General features: G+C 35.9%; 11 protein-coding genes. 9 read left to right on the top strand and 2 right to left on the bottom strand.

Annotation, left to right across the window (positions count from 1 at the left end):
* Positions 1-618: 618 nt before the first annotated feature.
* From KO527_RS02085 to tldD, 8 genes are all read left to right on the top strand, one after another.
* A complete protein-coding gene (locus KO527_RS02085; RefSeq protein ID WP_216038727.1) occupies positions 619-2,595 on the top strand; it encodes a formylglycine-generating enzyme family protein in 1,977 nt (658 codons plus the stop codon).
* A 186-nt stretch (positions 2,596-2,781) separates the two neighbouring features.
* Positions 2,782-3,825: a rod shape-determining protein gene (locus tag KO527_RS02080; protein WP_042146848.1), complete on the top strand. Its 1,044-nt coding sequence runs from the start codon at positions 2,782-2,784 to the stop codon at positions 3,823-3,825.
* On the top strand, positions 3,825-4,670 hold the full coding sequence (gene mreC, locus KO527_RS02075) for a rod shape-determining protein MreC (RefSeq protein ID WP_216038726.1): 846 nt from the start codon (positions 3,825-3,827) through the stop codon (positions 4,668-4,670). Before KO527_RS02080 ends, mreC begins: the two co-directional genes overlap by 1 nt.
* On the top strand, positions 4,660-5,139 hold the full coding sequence (gene mreD, locus KO527_RS02070; protein WP_216038725.1) for a rod shape-determining protein MreD: 480 nt from the start codon (positions 4,660-4,662) through the stop codon (positions 5,137-5,139). The genes mreC and mreD overlap by 11 nt, the downstream gene beginning before the upstream one ends.
* On the top strand, positions 5,139-5,711 hold the full coding sequence (locus KO527_RS02065; RefSeq protein WP_216038724.1) for a Maf family protein: 573 nt from the start codon (positions 5,139-5,141) through the stop codon (positions 5,709-5,711). The genes mreD and KO527_RS02065 overlap by 1 nt, the downstream gene beginning before the upstream one ends.
* Positions 5,708-7,180 (top strand): ribonuclease G, encoded by a 1,473-nt coding sequence (rng, locus tag KO527_RS02060; protein ID WP_216038723.1) that lies wholly within the window; start codon positions 5,708-5,710, stop codon positions 7,178-7,180. Before KO527_RS02065 ends, rng begins: the two co-directional genes overlap by 4 nt.
* Entirely contained in the window at positions 7,180-11,058 is a 3,879-nt protein-coding gene (locus tag KO527_RS02055) for a YhdP family protein (protein ID WP_216038722.1), read from the top strand. Before rng ends, KO527_RS02055 begins: the two co-directional genes overlap by 1 nt.
* Before the next feature lie 77 nt (positions 11,059-11,135).
* Complete coding sequence (gene tldD, locus KO527_RS02050) at positions 11,136-12,578, top strand: metalloprotease TldD (RefSeq protein WP_216038721.1); 1,443 nt, start codon at positions 11,136-11,138, stop codon at positions 12,576-12,578.
* Positions 12,579-12,647: 69 nt separating this feature from the next.
* Here the strand turns inward: tldD and KO527_RS02045 are convergent, their stop codons facing one another.
* Together KO527_RS02045 and yjgA are read right to left on the bottom strand one after the other, a co-directional pair.
* Positions 12,648-15,515, bottom strand: a complete 2,868-nt coding sequence (locus tag KO527_RS02045) for an Ig-like domain-containing protein (protein ID WP_216038720.1) — start codon at positions 15,513-15,515, stop codon at positions 12,648-12,650.
* Between the two features lie 22 nt (positions 15,516-15,537).
* On the bottom strand, positions 15,538-16,065 hold the full coding sequence (gene yjgA / locus KO527_RS02040) for a ribosome biogenesis factor YjgA (protein ID WP_216038719.1): 528 nt from the start codon (positions 16,063-16,065) through the stop codon (positions 15,538-15,540).
* A 172-nt stretch (positions 16,066-16,237) separates the two neighbouring features.
* Here yjgA and pmbA point away from each other — a divergent pair, with 172 nt between their 5' ends.
* Positions 16,238-17,590, top strand: coding sequence for a metalloprotease PmbA (gene pmbA / locus KO527_RS02035; RefSeq protein ID WP_216038718.1), 1,353 nt, complete (start codon positions 16,238-16,240; stop codon positions 17,588-17,590).
* Positions 17,591-17,643 lie beyond the last annotated feature (53 nt).

Raw genomic sequence — 17,643 nt, 5'->3', positions numbered from 1 at the left:
TGTATCGGCTTTTTTGCTTTCTGGGGATTTAGAAATTATACCCAGCTGGCATCGCCAGGCTCACTCTCATAATTTCAGTAAAAAGCCCAACTCATTGAGTTGGGCTTTTGCGTTTTGGCGTATTTAATTATTCAGATTTAAGACGCTAATACATCAGGCTCACTTACATAAGTTCAGCAGAAACACGATACAGAAATGTGTCAGTTTTTTGTTTTGTGGGATTTAGAAAGCATCTAAATGCACTAAGAGGCTAAAGCCATTTAAGATTTCTTTTGTTAAATCCAAATACCTTAACCTATAAATTACTACATTATATTGAAATATATTTATAAAATTAGCACAAGTGCTTTTATGATAGTAAAGAGTCAGCCTCAAATATTGCTTTAATTTATCAATGAAATGATATTTTTAGTCGATATTAATTTTATTTAATACTTGTATTTCATTTTATACAGCATAATTTTCGATTAAAGACCGAGCAAATGGTTTTTATTGTAGAAACTTCAACTATTAGTACATCAATGCTTGTATTTTGTCTTGCAAATAAATAGCATTGTAGGTTAATAAAATAAAAAGATAATAATTAGCGTGATTAGGCCGTTTTTGGGAATTAAATATATGCGATTTGCACCTTTGTCTCTTTTGATATCATTAAGCTTGCTCTCATTTACTACTGTTGCGCAAGATACAAACACAGTTACGGCAATTGAGAATGACATAACACTGAAACAAGCTGACTTTGATAGTTTTACTGATGTATTGAACAAGCATTTAAAGGATGAAAGTCAACAACAGCATCAATTAGATCTTTTACGTGCGAGATCAACCAAGCTAGAAAAAGAAAAAAACCAAGCTCTAGATGCAATGAATGCGTTATACCGTAGATTAATCGAGGATCCCTCTTTAGATATTTCAGATACAAAATTGAGATATCAAAATGCTGTTGACTCACATAAAACAAATAAAGAAGACATTGCTATGCAATTGGCTTCAATTGCTGCACACAGAAAAGATATCGAAAAAATTCGCATCGACAGACATTCTTTATTAAATACACTTGAAGGGTTGAAAGAACAAAAAAATACAGCAAGAGTTGAGCGATTAAGAAATGAGTTTAATCGTGATGGCACGCTTGAAATACAAAATACAATTAACTGTAAGCGTACTGAGACACTTGCTGCTTGTGAGCAAAGAGGCCAGCATTTAGGTATGCAGAAGGCAACAAAACGCTTTTTAGACCAAGTCTTTGCAAATTTAACAGAGATCCGTTTAGTTGAACCAAAAAGAAACTCTGCTGGTGCAAGAGTTCAGGTACTAAATAGTCATGTTGTAAGTAATGGCTTTAGTGGTCATGGCAATTATGACGTTAATCTAAGTGTGACCATGAGAGGTGAAGCTAATAACAGTCGATTATGTCATTTATTAAATTTAGATAATCGTTTTTGTAGTGAGTACTCAAGTTCTTTCCAAAGTGTATATAGCCCACAAGAATCGTCAAATTTTACAGGGAATGTACGCTTTTCAGATCCTGTTACAGCATCAAAAACTTATCCAAAAACAGAAAAAAAAAGTCAAACTTATAGCAAGCCGGTTGTAGATGTTATTCAAGAACCTGAAATTGCATATACACATGAATTAACATTACGCTCTAATGTGCACGATGATGAAGTGTTTATTGATGGCGTAAGTTATGGCTCTACGCGTTTGTCAGTTGAGTTACCTGTCGGTATTCATGATATTGAAATTCGTAAACTTGGCTATTCATCTTATAAGAAAACACTAAACCTCCGTAAAGCACAAACTCTAAAAGCACGCTTAGTTAAGAACAAGGCTCCTGTTGTCTCTAAACCTGCTGTAGAAACTCTTATAAGTAATTTATCGGTTCCTGGCATGGTCGTTATTCCTGCAGGTAGCTTTGAGATGGGTGATATAACAGGTAATGGATTGGCAAATGAGCGGCCAGTGACAAAAAAAATCCTGAGTGATTCTTTTGCTATGAACTCAAAGGAAGTGTCTGTAGCGCAATATAATTCTTTTGTTATTGAAACTAATTATGTAACAGAAGCTGAATCTGGAAAAGGGTGTGCTTATTACCTTAACGGCGAGCCTGTTTGGGAACCTTCGTTAAATTGGAAAAACCCTGGCTATGAACAAGCTGATGACTTTCCTGTTGTGTGTTTAACTTATAATGATGCAAAAGCTTATGCTGACTGGTTATCTAGTACAACTAATAATGAATTTCGTTTACCAAATGAAGTAGAGTGGGAATATGCTGCACGAGCTGGAACATCTACGGATTATTCTTGGAGTAACGATATAGGCTCAAATCAAGCAAATTGTGGTTGGTGTGGTAGTGAATGGTCAAATAAGAGCTCTTCTCCTGTAGGGTCATTCTCAGCTAATCAGTTTGGCTTATACGACATGGTTGGCAATGTATGGGAGTGGACACAAAAAACAGCTGGCCAGTCTGATGTTGCTGTAAGAGGCGGAGCATGGAATTTTGCACCAAGCTTAGCGCGTGCTTCAACTCGACTTATTCTATCTACTGAATTTAGAGCAAACTACATTGGTTTTAGATTAGTAAAAGAAAGATAAATTTTGGGCTGAAATAAGTGCCTATATATAAGATTGATAATTTCATTTAACTCATTTTTTTTATAAAATATGACTTAATTACTTTTAATGATTAACAATAAATAGCATGTTATTAAAATAATACCATTGGCATTAAAATAGTTAGTCTATAAACAAAATAACAATATACAAGGATCAACCTGCTTTATGTTTAAAAAGCTTCGTGGAATTTTTTCAAATGATTTATCCATAGATTTAGGGACTGCTAATACTCTAATTTATGTGAAAGAGCAGGGCATAGTATTAAATGAACCTTCAGTTGTCGCTATCAGACATGATAAGCCTGGTGGCCCTAAAAGCATTGCTTCAGTAGGAACAGAAGCAAAACAAATGCTTGGTAGAACACCTGGTAATATTAAAGCAATCCGTCCTATGAAAGATGGTGTAATTGCTGACTTTTATGTAACTGAAAAAATGTTACAGCACTTTATCAAGCAAGTTCATGACAATAATTTTTTACGTCCTAGCCCAAGAGTATTAATTTGTGTTCCTTGTGGCGCTACTCAAGTTGAAAAACGTGCAATCCGTGAATCAGCTATGGGAGCAGGAGCAAGAGAAGTATATTTAATTGAAGAACCTATGGCTGCAGCAATTGGTGCTGGTTTACCTGTATCTGAAGCAACAGGCTCTATGGTTGTGGATATTGGTGGTGGTACTACTGAAGTAGCTATCATTTCATTGAACGGTATTGTTTATTCATCTTCTGTGCGTATCGGCGGTGATAAATTTGATGAAGCTATCATCAACTATGTACGTCGTAATTTTGGTAGCTTGATTGGTGAGGCAACTGCTGAGCGCATTAAGCATGAAATCGGTTCTGCATTTAAAACAGAAGAAGCGAAAGAAATTGAAGTGCGTGGTCGTAACTTAGCTGAAGGTGTTCCAAGGTCTTTTACCCTTAATTCACACGAAATCTTAGATGCATTACAAGAACCTCTTCAAGGGATTGTAAGTGCTGTAATGGTTGCATTAGAGCAATCTCCACCTGAACTAGCTTCTGATATATCTGCACACGGTATGGTGTTAACTGGCGGTGGCGCTTTATTGAAAGATTTAGACCGTTTATTGATGGAAGAAACAGGTATTCCAGTTGTAGTTGCTGATGACCCTTTGACATGTGTAGCAAGAGGCGGCGGTAAAGCTCTTGAGATGATCGACATGCATGGCGGTGATGTATTTAGTTACGATTAATGAATTTATTATTTGGACGAAATGCTTCTTTACAACTGCGATTAATCATCGCAGTTGTTTTAAGTGGCTTAATAATGCTGGGAGATAGGTATACTTCAGGCGCATCTACAATCCGTACCAGTTTAAATACTTTTGTAAGCCCTCTATTTTATTTTGCAAATATGCCTTCTGAGTTTTTAAATTGGAGTTCTAAAAATTTAGATTCTAGAGAGTTACTTTTAGCACAAAACACTTCATTAAAAGCAAAGCAACTAGAGCAAAATGCCAAACTGCTTGAGTTTCAGTTTTTACAAAATGAAAACTTGAAATTAAGAGCGCTTCTAAATTCATCTGCCAAATTAGAAAGTAAAAAGCTGGTCACTAAAATCTTATCCATACACTCTAATACTTATAATCAACAAGTTGTTATCAATAAGGGTTTTTTAGATAATGTTGTAGAGGGATTAGCTGTTGTTGATGATTTAGGTGTTGTAGGCAAAGTAGTACAAGTTGGCTCGTCTACAAGTCGAGTATTATTAATGACTGACAATACTCATGCAATCCCAGTTCGCGTATTAAGGAATAATATACAAACAGTTGTAGAGGGGAATGGCAAGCTCAATCAGGTTGAATTACCCCATGTGCCCCATAGCATGGATATCAGAGTGGGGGATATTTTAGTTAGCTCAGGTTTAGGTGATATTTTCCCTGAAGGTTTACCTGTGGCAACTGTGACAAACATAGAAAGAGATGAAAGTAAGCCATTCTCAAAAGTATATGCGCAGCCTATTGCTCAATTAGATCGTATTAGACTACTTGTTTTATTATGGTCGCAGCAAACTAAGGTGAATGAAAATGATGAATAGGCATTATTGGTTGATCCTATTATCAATTTTTGTTGCATTAGTTGTAGCATTAATTCCTTTGCCAAGAGAGTTACAGCCTTTTCAGCCAGACTGGGTATTGTTAATCCTTATGTATTGGTCACTGGCATTGCCTCATAGAGTTAATATTGGTACAGCTTGGGTTGTAGGTTTATTAATGGATTTAGCAATAGGTTCACCTTTAGGTGTGCATTCACTTACATATTCTGTATCAATTTATATTACAGCAAGTAATTATCAAAAAATTAGAAATTACTCCGTACCACAGCAATCATTATTAATAGCGCTATTTCTTGCCTTATACCACTTATTACAATTTTGGGTGAGCCATTTTTTAATTGATATCTACTTTTTACCTCAATATTTATGGCCAGTCTTGACTGGATCTTTATCTTGGGTTTGGATCTTTTTATTGCTTAGAAAATATCGACGTCATTTTAGGATCCGATAATGAAAAATTTAATATACTTAGCTTCAGCTTCCCCTAGACGTAAAGAGCTATTAAGTCAGCTAGATGTTGAGTTCAAGCAATTTTCTTTAGATGTAGATGAGTCTCATATAGATGATGAGACTCCAAAGCAGCATGTCCTAAGGTTAGCTTGTCTAAAAGCGCAAACAGGTGTTAATTCAGGTTATAAAGATCGACCTGTATTGGGCTCAGATACTATAGTTGTATTAGATGATAGGATATTAGGTAAACCAAAAGATAATCTTGATGCTAAAAGCATGCTAGAAAGTTTATCTGGTCGTACGCATCAAGTTATGACCGCGATTGCTTTTGCAAATGAGCAAAAAGTCAGAAGTAAACTCGTGATCACAGATGTGACATTTAAAAGCTTATCAGAACAAGAAATAAGTGAATACATAGCAACAAAAGAGCCGAATGATAAAGCTGGTAGCTATGGTATTCAAGGATTAGCAGGGCGATTTGTAAGCCATATTAGTGGTAGTTACTTTTCTGTAGTCGGTTTGCCATTATTTGAAACCGAACAATTATTATCACATTTCTGGAATGAATCATGAGCTCTGAACTATTAATTAATATTACACCAAGTGAAAGTCGAGTAGCACTTATTGAAAATGGTGTATTGCAAGAGATTCAATTAGAACGCCAAAGTCATCTTGGTATAGTTGGTAATATATATTTAGGAAAAATAAGCCGTGTATTACCTGGTATGCAGGCTGCATTTGTTGATATTGGTTTAGAAAAAGCGGCATTCCTGCATGCTTCTGATATCGTTAATAGTACAATCATAACAGAGGGAGTTGCGGCTTCTAATGTTAAGAAAACCCAAGATATAAGAGCCTTAGTACGTCAAGGTCAGCTTATTATGGTGCAAGTGGTTAAAGATCCGCTTGGCACTAAAGGTGCACGACTTACTACTGATATTACTATACCTTCCCGATATTTGGTTTTCATGCCAGATGCTAAGCATGTAGGTGTAAGCCAAAGAATCGAAACAGATGAAGAAAGACTGCGCTTAAAAAATATTGTTAAACAATATAATGATGATGATGGTGGCTTTATAATTCGTACTGCCGCAGAAGGCGCTTCAGAGTTAGAGCTTGCTCATGATGCTAAGTTTCTGAAAAAGCTTTGGCTAAAAATCAAAGAAAAACGAAAAAAGTTATCAAAAGAAGGTATTTTACACGAAGATCTAATTTTAGCTTTTCGCACATTAAGAGATTTTGTTGGTGAAGATATGGAGAGAATTAGAGTTGACTCTAAATTGACATATCAGCAACTTAAAGCCTTTACTGAAGAATTTGTACCGCAGCTTGCAGCACCATTAGAGTATTATCCTGGTGAAAGACCTATTTTTGATTTGTTTAATGTTGAAAATGAAATTCAACGGGCTTTACAGCGTAAAGTAGAGCTTAAGTCTGGTGGTTATTTGATTTTTGACCAAACAGAAGCAATGACAACCGTAGACGTTAATACCGGAGCTTTTGTTGGCCACAGAAACCTTGAAGAAACCATATTTAATACTAATATTGAAGCAGCGCATGCAATTGCACGACAGCTAAGATTGAGGAATCTTGGCGGTATTATTATCATTGATTTTATTGATATGTCATGTGATGAACATCAAAAGCGTGTATTGCACGCCTTAGACTTAGGATTATCTAAAGAAAGAACAAAAGCGAATATTCATGGATTTTCAGCTTTAGGTTTAGTTGAAATGACGCGCAAACGTACAAGAGAAAGTTTAGAGCATATTTTATGTGACTTCTGTCCAGCATGTCAGGGGCGTGGCGCTTTAAAAACTGTAGAAACTGTATGTTATGAAATATTAAGAGAAATAGTGAGAGTGAATCGCGCCTATAATGCTGATAAATTTGTTGTGTATACATCACAAGCTGTAAGCGAAGCTTTGAAAAATGATGAATATCATAACTTAGCCGAACTTGAGTTGTTTATAGGTAAGCCTGTCAGCATACAGACCGAAGTCTTATATACTCAAGAACAATTTGATGTGGTGATGATGTAGTGCAAAACCCTGTTGTACAACAAAATACGACTGAAAAAGTAAAGCGCTTAACAATTGGGCGCTTTTGCTTTTCTTGTATTAGAAAAATTTGGCAGTTTTTTGCAATTACCCTTGTTCTTTTAGCTGTGCTAATTTCAGTTCTAAAATATAGTTTACCTCATGCAAATGAATATAAATCACACTTTGAAAGTTTGATTTTAGATAAATTTAATGTTGAATTATCAATCGGAAATATCTCTGCGGGCTGGCAAGGAAAAGGTCCCGCGCTAGAGTTGAATAATATATCTTTTCAATCAAATTCACTTTCACCAATTAAGCTCGAAATCAAACAAACGCGTTTGCACATTAATTTATGGCAAACAGTAATTGATAGGCAGTTTCGTTCTAGCTATTTTGTATTAGATGGTCTTAAAGCGAATATAAATTTACCAGAATTACTCAAGCAGTCGCAGCAAACTGAAACTGATAAGGCGAATGATCAGCTTGATTTATTTGAGGGATTGTTTTTAGGTGAAATAGGTCACTTTGCTTTAGAAAATAGCTTGCTAGAAGTTGTAATGCGAGATGGAAATCATAGAACTGTTGAGCTGAAAAAATTAAGCTGGCAAAACAAAAATGAAAAGCATCAAGGTCAAGGGACAATAAGTTTACCAGGTATTTCAGATAATTATTTAAATATTATTTTAGATTTATATGGTACAGAGTTTAATGATTCTTTTGGTGAATTATACTTAGTTGCTAAGAGCTTAAATATCACGCCTTGGCTTTCATCTACAATTTCCAAAGATATTAAATCAGTTCAATCAGATATTAATTTTGAGCTATGGTCACGTATAGATAAAGGTTTGTTTAAAAGCATTCAGCTACAATGGCAACCAAGCACTTTGAGTTGGGACTTTGATAATTTAGAGCAAAATTTTGCTATTACTTCAGGTACTTTGCGTTTTAAACCTACAGAAATGGGCTGGCTGTTAAATTCATCTGATTTAATGATGAGTAGTAATCATGCTGCTTGGCCAAACATGAATTTAGAAGTAGAGAGAAATAAAGACCAATTCAAAGGGGAAATTAAAAATCTAGATATAGAAATGCTTAGTCAGCTTTCACAGCTAGTAAACAATAAGGCTTTTGAACCTTTATTGATAAGAAAGCCTAAAGGGCAAATAACCGATTTATTTGTTAACTTTAACCATGAAAGTGACTGGCAGGTGTCAGCTAAAGCAAATAGTGTTGGTTGGATTAATCATCAAGGCATACCTGGAGTGGAAGATTTTGAACTTGATGTTAATTTTAATCAATCTTCCGGGACTATTTCACTTCATTCTGAACAAAACCAGTTGCTAACGGGTGATTTGTTTCCAAAAAACATTAACTATGAACAGATTGATTTAACACTTTCTATGTTAAAACAGGATTCTGGTTGGCAAATTAAAAGTGATAATATTTGGCTTCATAATACAGATTTAAGTCTAGCTGCAGAGTTAACACTGAATCTATATGATGAGGCTTCAATGACCTTGTATGCTGAATTAAAAGGCCCTAAAGCGATATTGGCAAAAGAGTATTACCCTAAGGGCTATATGCCGCAAGGTACCATCGATTACTTAAATGACTCATTATTGGGTGGGCAAGTAGAGCAAGCTCAAGTGCTTTGGCATGGCAAGTTTTCAAGTTTCCCTTATGAAGATAATGATGGCCATTTCGCCGTTGCAGCAAAAGTGGTTGATGCAGAGTTTCAATTTCAACCTGATTGGCCAAGTATTAAAAATTTAGACGTTGATTTAGTTTTTGATCGCCAAAGAATGGATATATTTAGTGATACTGGTCAGTTAGTTAATCTTTCTTTAAAGGATGGTGTAACAGTCAGTATTGATGATTTACGTATATCTGATTGGCTAGATGTCAAAATAAATAATGAAGTTGATGCGAAAATTTTACAGCCTTTTTTTGCAAAAACGCCTTTATCAAAATCTGTTGGTGAGGTATTAAAAATTGTAGATGCTAAAGGTCATGTGTCAGGTTTTACCCATTTAAAAGTTAATTTATCTAAACCTGAAGTTATTACAAAAGGTAGAGTTAGCTTTTCAGATATTGATGTCAATATTACTAAGCCAGGAATTGAATTAGATAAAGTATCTGGAGAGCTTAGTTTTATTGATAATCAAATCAATTTACCAAATATCTCTGCAAACTGGTTAGGGCTACCAATTAACTTAGCTATATCGGGTGAGCAAACACCTAAAGAGTATGCTTTGACAGTTAAAGGCGATGTGAACTGGCCTGTGGAACAATTGTTAAGCAAAGGTACAGGGTTAATGGCTGGATATGTTTCAGGTGAGATTCCTTTATCAATAGACTTTAAATTGGGATTGCCTGACTCAGGCTTTCATTATCAAGCTGAAATTAACTCTACACTAGAAGGTTTTGCAACCTCTTTACCTAAGCCATTTAATAAAGATATAGCGAAAATTAAAACATTTAAAGGGGTTGTGAGAGGGGATGAAATATCAAATTTAATTACACTTAATTTAAATGAACAGCTTTTCTTTAATAGTATTTTTGAAAATAAAACAACCAGTATGAGCAATGCCCATTTGATTGTTGGAACCAGTGATTTAGGGCTAAATGCTTCTGACTTTGATGTGAGCATTAATTTGAAGCATGCTAACATGAAAAGTTGGATCCCATTTATAGATCACTTACTTGAAAATATAAATCAAGGTGAGTCCTCTGGTATTTTCCCGCCTTTAAAGCAAATTAAAGGTGAGATTGAAAAAGTTGATTTATCGGGCATTATATTTAATGAATTGGATTTTAAGTTAGATAATTTCGCCCAAAGTACACAACTAAAATTAATGGCTAAAGAGTTAAGGGCCCAGGTAAGTATTCCAAAAGTACTTGCTCAACGACCTATTTATATTGAAGCTGATTATTTACGTTTCAATTTGCCTGAAACAGACAAAACGAATGCAATTGAAAAAGAAAAAACAGATACCAGCTGGTTTTATTCGTTGCCAGCGATCCGCTTTAACTGTGCGGATTGTCGAATTGATGATTATCAGCTAGATAAATTAATCGTTAACTTAGATCCAGCGGAAAATGGTATTCAGATATCAGATTTTATTTTAGATAAAAATAAACATAAATTAACAGCAAGTGGTTTATGGAAAAATGAAATGACTTATCTAAAAGGCCAGTTTACAAGCAAAGATATAGGTGAACTGTTTGATGAATATGATCTGACATCTACTATCAAAGATTCTAAAGCAGATGCAAATTTTGATCTAAACTGGCAAGGTTTACCTTATGAATTTGACGTCGCATCTTTATCTGGAGACTTTAAATGGAATTTAGCAGATGGCCATTTAACAGAGGTGAGCGATGGTGGCGCAAGAGTTTTTTCTTTACTGAGCCTGGATTCATTAGTTAGAAAGTTGAAATTAGATTTTAGAGATGTATTTGCTAAAGGTTTTTTTTATAACAGTATTAAAGGGTCTATGTATTTAAAAAACGGATTAGCGACAACGACTAATACAAAAGTTGACGGTGTTCCTGCAGATGTATCAATAAAAGGCTATGCTAATTTAAATACCCATGAATTAAATTATGATTTAGCCGTTTTACCTGAAGTAACATCCAGTATTCCTGTGATTGTTGCTTGGATGGTGAACCCAGTAACAGGTTTGGCTGCATTGGCTATCGATAAAGTAATACATTCAGCTAAGGTCATTTCAGAAATTAAGTTTCAGATCAGCGGTACAATGGATAAACCTGTTGTAACTGAGTTAGGCAGAAAAAGCCGAGACGTGGAAATTCCGCAAACAGCTAAACCAAAGCTGGAAGTGCCAAAATCTCAACCAGAATTACAATTGCAATAAAAATTCATGAAAGTGATATTTAGGGTATTTTTTAATAGATATAAATACACTGATTAATAGAATATAAGAGTTAACACATGACAACTGAAGTAGAAAATAACTTACTACGAGAAAGTAACTTATCTCGTGATGATTTAACTAAAGCATTAGCACTTATACACCAAAATAACGTAGATTATGCTGATTTGTATTTTCAATCTAGTTATCACGAAACTTGGATGTTGGAAGATGGTCTTGTAAAAGAGGGATCTTACAATATTGAGCGTGGTGTCGGTGTTAGAGCTGTTAGCGGAGATAAAACAGGTTTTTCATATTCGGATGCAATTAATCTAGAGGCACTAACACAAGCATCTTCAGCGGCAAAAAGCATCGCTAAAGCTGGTGAAAATAAACAAGTAGAAATATTTACTGAAAAAAAACATGCTATTCAATTTGAAGCTGTCAATCCTATTTCGAGCCTTCCTGATAGCAAAAAAATTGAACTATTGCATCAAATAGAAGATTACATACGTCAGCTTGCACCTGAGGCTAGTCAGGTTATCAGTTCTATTTCTGCAGTATATGAAGAAGTTTTAGTTGCTGCTAGTGATGGTACTTTTGCAACTGATAGCCGCCCATTGATCAGAATGAATTGTTCTGTTTTATTAGAAAAAAATGGTAAACGAGAACGTGGTGGCGCTGGTGGTGGTGCAAGGTTAGATTATGGTTATTTTATTGAATTAGAAGATAATAAACCACGCTGGATGGGTTATGCTGAAGAAGCGGTTAGGCAGGCTAGAGTGAATCTAGAAGCAATCGATGCACCAGCAGGGTCAATGCCTGTCGTGCTTGGTTCAGGTTGGCCTGGTGTATTGCTACATGAAGCGGTAGGTCATGGGCTTGAAGGTGACTTTAATCGTAAAGAAGCCTCAGCGTTTAGCGGTAAAGTGGGCCAAAAGGTTGCCTCAGAGTTATGTACTGTTGTTGATGACGGCACATTACAAGGCCGTAGAGGTTCATTAAATATTGATGATGAAGGTACGCCTGCACAATGTAATGTGCTTATCGAAAAAGGAATTCTAAAAGGATATATGCAAGATAAGTTAAATGCTCGTTTAATGGGAGTCGCTCCTACGGGTAATGGTCGTCGTGAATCATATGCACATTTACCTATGCCTAGAATGACCAATACTTATATGCTGGCAGGCGAAAGTACTCAGCAAGATATAATATCGAGCGTCAAAAAAGGCATATTTGCACCTAACTTTGGTGGTGGTCAAGTTGATATTACTTCAGGGAAATTTGTTTTTTCAGCCTCTGAAGCTTATTTAATTGAAGACGGCAAAATTACTCAGCCAATTAAAGGTGCTACTTTGATCGGTAATGGCCCTGAGGTCATGCAGCAGATATCTATGGTAGGGAATGACTTATCTTTAGATAAAGGTGTGGGTGTATGTGGTAAAGATGGCCAGAGTGTGCCTGTTGGCGTTGGTCAGCCTAGTTTGAAAATAGATATGCTTACAGTAGGTGGTACAGCTTAGATTTATTGCTACTCAAAGAAAAAGCGAAGCTAGTAATTAGCTTCGCTTTTTTTATAACTAATTTTTAGTTTAATCTAATGGTATTGAAATAACTGTACCGCTTGTAATACCTGAAGGGCTTGTAATTTCAACTTCAACGACAGCAACCGTAGCAGGATCATCTTCAACTAATGTATTTTTCAATACAAAACTGACAGTTTGACCACCAAAAACGCTTTTATCAATTATCGCTTCAGCAATACTTATGTTGCCAACGTCACTATCTGAAATTGGCTTGCTAGCACCTGATGAGTTATTGCTTACAGTGAATGATGTTTGTCCAACTAGTTCGCCTTCATCAGAAGTGATGGTTACTATTGAGCCAATAGCAAGCGTTTGTAATGCTGTATCTGCAAAAGCTAGGGTATAGCTTTGTGCATTATTACGCGCTATTGATGTTGGTGAAACGATCGTTTCATTATTGGAATTATTTGAAGCTATCGTAGTTGCAGATAATGTTATGCCATCTTCATATAAAGCCCAAGTACTTGCACCACTTGCCATCACTAGGCGAATAGCCTTCCTAACATTGACGGATTTACTTGAAGAGCAATTTGTACCTTCACAGTGTGGACCATTGAATAAAGTATCTTGTTCAGTATGTTCACCATTTAAATCATAGTCAATGAAGATTTCACCAGTTTGATAAATACTATCTTCATTATCATCACGCCATGCTTCAGGCATATCTATAAAGCTTGAAGAAAAATATTCAGAGCGCCCAAAACCGCTAGAGACTAATGGGTTAACAATTGGCCCATCAACAGGATTTACATCAGCATCATCAAATATATTATTACCATTGGTATCAAAGAAGGTTTCATGACCTAGGGCCGTCGCTAAGATTGTAATACGGTGGTTGAATACTCTTGGATTACTGCTTTCCCATTTTACAAAACAAGAACCGTTTAAAGTTTGACATGAAGGCTCTATTTGACCGCCTTCTGTAGTGAAGTTAACCGTCGTGCCATCTGGAACTGGGTTATTAAAGCTATCTGCCAACCAAGCTGTTATTTGAGTTTCAACACCATTGATAGCATGGGATTCTGGGTTTAACGTAACAGCAGATAAACTAATACTATTTTGATCTGCTAAGCCGGTATTAACGGATAATAAATCAGATTGTGTTGAAATGACCTCTCCACCTTCTGATGTTGCAGAAGCTGAAACCCGAACAACTGTAGGTACATTACCTGAAGTTACTTTAGTACTTACTTGACCCAGAGAGTTAGTAAAAGCCGTTACTGGATTAATGCTTAAACCTCCTACTTGCGTATCGAGCTCAAAAGTCACTTGTTGCTGTGCTAAAGGATTACCCAATTTACCTTTTACTAAAAAAGATAAAGTTGAAATTTCTTGCTTGCCTTGCCCACCAGTTCCTTTGAGTACTATGGAGTCTGGTTCAGCTGAAACAAATTCAACTGCACCTAAACTCTCAGGTTGAAGTTTTACTATTTGTGTTAAAGTGATGTTTTCTGCGCTACCAGCAATAGTCGCGATAATTTGGTCTGTATTACCAGTTGAACCAGCACAGCTAAGATCTTCATAGGTTGCATTAGCTTTGCCGTTAATAGTTAATACCTGTTCATCAACCTGAGCTTGTTGATTAGCAACACAGCTAGACGTAAAGCTAATAGCAGTAGGTGTAGAGATAGGTGTATTGTTTTCGTCAACAATTGCAATTTTTAAACCTAAAGTGCCACCTGCACTTAAATTAGCTTCCCCATCTTGAATTGCGCCATCTAAAGTGAAGCCTACTTTACCTTCGATAAATAGGTTGTTTTCATCAAAATATCCAGCTTTTATCTCAGGTTGCTCAATGATATCGGCATCTAAGATTTGATAATTGAATTGCTGATTGATTGTTTGGCTATTGTCACTAAGTGTATAACTTGCCGTTAATACAGCTGCGCCAATACTGTTTTCAGTTGAGGCGGATAATGTTGCTTTAGCAGTGCCATCTTGGTTTGTTAAAATAGCTGAAGCATCCAGAATGCCAGATTCTGCTGTTAAATTTATGATTTGGTTATTTAGTGGTAAATCAGCGGCATTGGTTAGCTGGATTTGGACTAAAACAGATTCGCCTTGTTTAAATTGATTATTCGCTATACCATTTTTTTGCATTTGCACATTAATTTTAGGTAAATCGGATGCTCCACTATCATTATTTATAAACTCATATTGTGCATTCGCTGAAGACTGATCTTGTGTTGCTGTTAAAGTCGCAGCACCAACAGAAGTGCTATCACTGTCTAGATAAATAATCGCATTACCATTGGTATCTGTAAGTTTGGAGCTTTGGCGTAAAGTACCTAATGGTGCGTCAAATACAACAGTTAAGCCAGATACCGGGGACTCATTCTTAGTTAAATTGGCTTTTACACATATCGTATCTCCCGCTGTAAAACTAGGTAAACCAATTGGGTTACATTGTGCATTTAGCATCTCAAGAGAGAGTTGAACCGGTGCATTTGGATCGGGTTCATTACTTTCTAAAAACTCATAATCGGCTGATGCGGATACATCAGCTACACTTGCTGTTATGGTATTGGAACCAACATCTGTAATGTCACTGTTTAACATTACTTGTGCGATACCATTTTCATCACTGAGTGTTGAAGGTGGAGAAATAGTGCCTGTTGGCGCACTAAAATTAACCGAAGTATTAGTTACTGCTAGGTTATTTTTAATGAGTTTAGCTTGAATACAAAATGAGTTACCAGCAATGACTTTTGGTGTGGTCAGTATCTGACAATTTTCATCTAATACAGAAAGTGAGATTTCAATTGGAGCATCTGGATCTGGAATATCAGGTTCTTCATTTTCTCCAGACGAGCCGTTACACGCAGTTAAAAATAAACATGCTAAAAAACTAAAAAAAAGTTTAGTGGTTCTCATTTGTGATCCTTTGCTATTTATTTCAAGATGCTAAGATAGATTCTTTTAAATATTGAAATAAGTCTCGGTAGCCTTTAGCTGGTTTTTCTTGCTCGACTTCTTTTTTTGCTTGGCGAATAAGTTGACGCAGCTTTTGTCTGTCCAAATTATCATATTCTTCAATTAATTCATTCACTTTTTTGTCACCATCTGCAATTATTTGGTCACGTAAATGTTCTAATTTGTTTAAAGCAACTGATGCTTGTTGATTTTTATTACCAATTAGATCCATCGCATGTTTTATTTCATCTAGGTTATCAGCTAATCGTAACTGTTTTGCAATATAGTTCAAATGTCTGCGATAGGATTCTTTCTTTTTACTGAGCTTATCAGCAAGTACCATAGCTTCTTCTAGTATTGCATCTAATGGTACCTTTTCTCGCGCTTTAGGTGATAGTGCAGCTAGTTGAGTGCCTAATTTATGCATCTCTTGTACTTCACGTTTAATTTCACTCTTTGAAATGTAAATAATTTCTTCTTCTAGCTCTGGATTACGCTTTTTTCTAGCCATGATGCTCTACACTGTTTTAATAATTTAATTTATATCAGCATAGTATAACTCAATGTTATATACCCAAGCCACTTGAATGTATCTATAAGCGTTTAGGTATAATCGTTAAAATCAAGCTTGGCGTATGTTATGCTTAGTCTATTAGTCTTATTTACATTATTTGGTTGGTTTTATGAGTGAACAACACAAGTCAGACCCTATTTACAAACAAATATCAGAAGTTGAAGCTGCAGTTGCACAAGCATTAGATAAAGCAAAAAAATTAGGAGCGACATCAGCTGAGGCTGCTATGAGTAGCACGTCTGGCTTGTCTGTAACAACGCGTTTAGGTGAAGTTGAAACAATAGAGTTTAATCAAGATGGTGCTTTAGGGATCAGCGTATATGTTGGTAATAAAAAAGGCTCTGCCTCAACTGCTGACTTAAGTTCTAAAGCATTAGATTTAGTTGTGAAAAAAGCAATTGAAATTGCAAAATATACATCAGAAGACCCTTTTAACGGTTTAGCTGACAAAGAATTATTAGAGTTTTCTCCAGTTGATTTAGATTTATATCACCCTTGGCAAGTATCACCTGAACAAGGCATTGAGTTTTGTAAGCAAGCTGAAGAAGCTGCATTAAATTCAGATTCGCGTATTGTTAATTCAGACGGAGCTAGCTTTGCGAGTCATCAGGGGTTGAGAGTTTATGGAAATAGCCATGGTTTGATTGCTGGTTTTCCGCGTACACGCCATAGCTTAAGCTGTATGGTGATAGGTGAAGAAGCTCAGCAAATGGAACGCGATAGCGCTTATACTACTGCTCGCATAGGCAATCAGCTAAAAGCTGCAAATGAAATTGGTTTAGAGGCAGCTACTGAAACACTTGCCAAGTTAAATAGTCGAAAATTAAAAACAGGAAAAATGCCTGTTGTTTTTAGAGCTGATATAGCTAGCTCTTTATTTGGTCATTTAGTTTCAGCCATTGGCGGCGGTGCTTTATATCGCAAATCAAGTTTTTTACTCGACAGTTTAGGTAAGCCAATATTTAGCGAACTTGTTAATGTAGAAGAGAAACCACATATTCTCCAAGGCATGGCTTCCTCACCTTTCGATAGTGAAGGTGTTAAAACCCAAGATCGTATTATATTAAATAATGGTGAGTTACAAACTTATCTGTTAGCAAGTTATGCCGCGCGTAAACTAGATATGACCGCAACAGGCCATGCTGGTGGCATACACAACTGGTTAGTTCAAAGCACTGATGGTGATTTAGCTCAATTACTTAAAACGATGGGCACAGGTTTGTTTGTTACTGAATTAATGGGCCAAGGTGTTAATGTGATCACCGGTGATTATTCTCGTGGTGCAGCAGGATTTTGGGTTGAAAATGGCATTATTCAATATCCTGTAAGTGAAATAACCATAGCTGGTAATTTAAAAGATATATTTAAAGGCATAGCTGCAATCGGCTCTGATATTGATTATCGAGGTAGTGTGCAAACGGGTTCTATATTAGTTGAAGAGATGCAAGTTTCAGGTGAATAAGTTTTAGTAAGTTTACTGATATGTTTAACTTGAGATTGAAAAGGCAAGAGATT

The sequence above is a fragment of the Pseudoalteromonas sp. C2R02 genome (assembly GCF_018860845.1).
Lineage (GTDB): Bacteria > Pseudomonadota > Gammaproteobacteria > Enterobacterales > Alteromonadaceae > Pseudoalteromonas.
The sequence above is the reverse complement of the archived record's forward strand: the minus strand, read 5'-3'. Positions and strand labels throughout refer to the sequence as shown.

What these genes read in the sequence shown, in the direction of transcription:
- KO527_RS02065 (WP_216038724.1), top strand. Translation starts at nt 5,139, where the DNA reads ATGAAAAATTTAATATACTTAGCTTCAGCTTCCCCTAGACGTAAAGAG.
- rng (WP_216038723.1), top strand. Translation starts at nt 5,708, where the DNA reads ATGAGCTCTGAACTATTAATTAATATTACACCAAGTGAAAGTCGAGTA.
- KO527_RS02085 (WP_216038727.1), top strand. Translation starts at nt 619, where the DNA reads ATGCGATTTGCACCTTTGTCTCTTTTGATATCATTAAGCTTGCTCTCA.
- KO527_RS02045 (WP_216038720.1), bottom strand. Translation starts at nt 15,515, where the DNA reads ATGAGAACCACTAAACTTTTTTTTAGTTTTTTAGCATGTTTATTTTTA.
- pmbA (WP_216038718.1), top strand. Translation starts at nt 16,238, where the DNA reads ATGAGTGAACAACACAAGTCAGACCCTATTTACAAACAAATATCAGAA.
- yjgA (WP_216038719.1), bottom strand. Translation starts at nt 16,065, where the DNA reads ATGGCTAGAAAAAAGCGTAATCCAGAGCTAGAAGAAGAAATTATTTAC.
- tldD (WP_216038721.1), top strand. Translation starts at nt 11,136, where the DNA reads ATGACAACTGAAGTAGAAAATAACTTACTACGAGAAAGTAACTTATCT.
- mreC (WP_216038726.1), top strand. Translation starts at nt 3,825, where the DNA reads ATGAATTTATTATTTGGACGAAATGCTTCTTTACAACTGCGATTAATC.
- KO527_RS02080 (WP_042146848.1), top strand. Translation starts at nt 2,782, where the DNA reads ATGTTTAAAAAGCTTCGTGGAATTTTTTCAAATGATTTATCCATAGAT.
- mreD (WP_216038725.1), top strand. Translation starts at nt 4,660, where the DNA reads ATGATGAATAGGCATTATTGGTTGATCCTATTATCAATTTTTGTTGCA.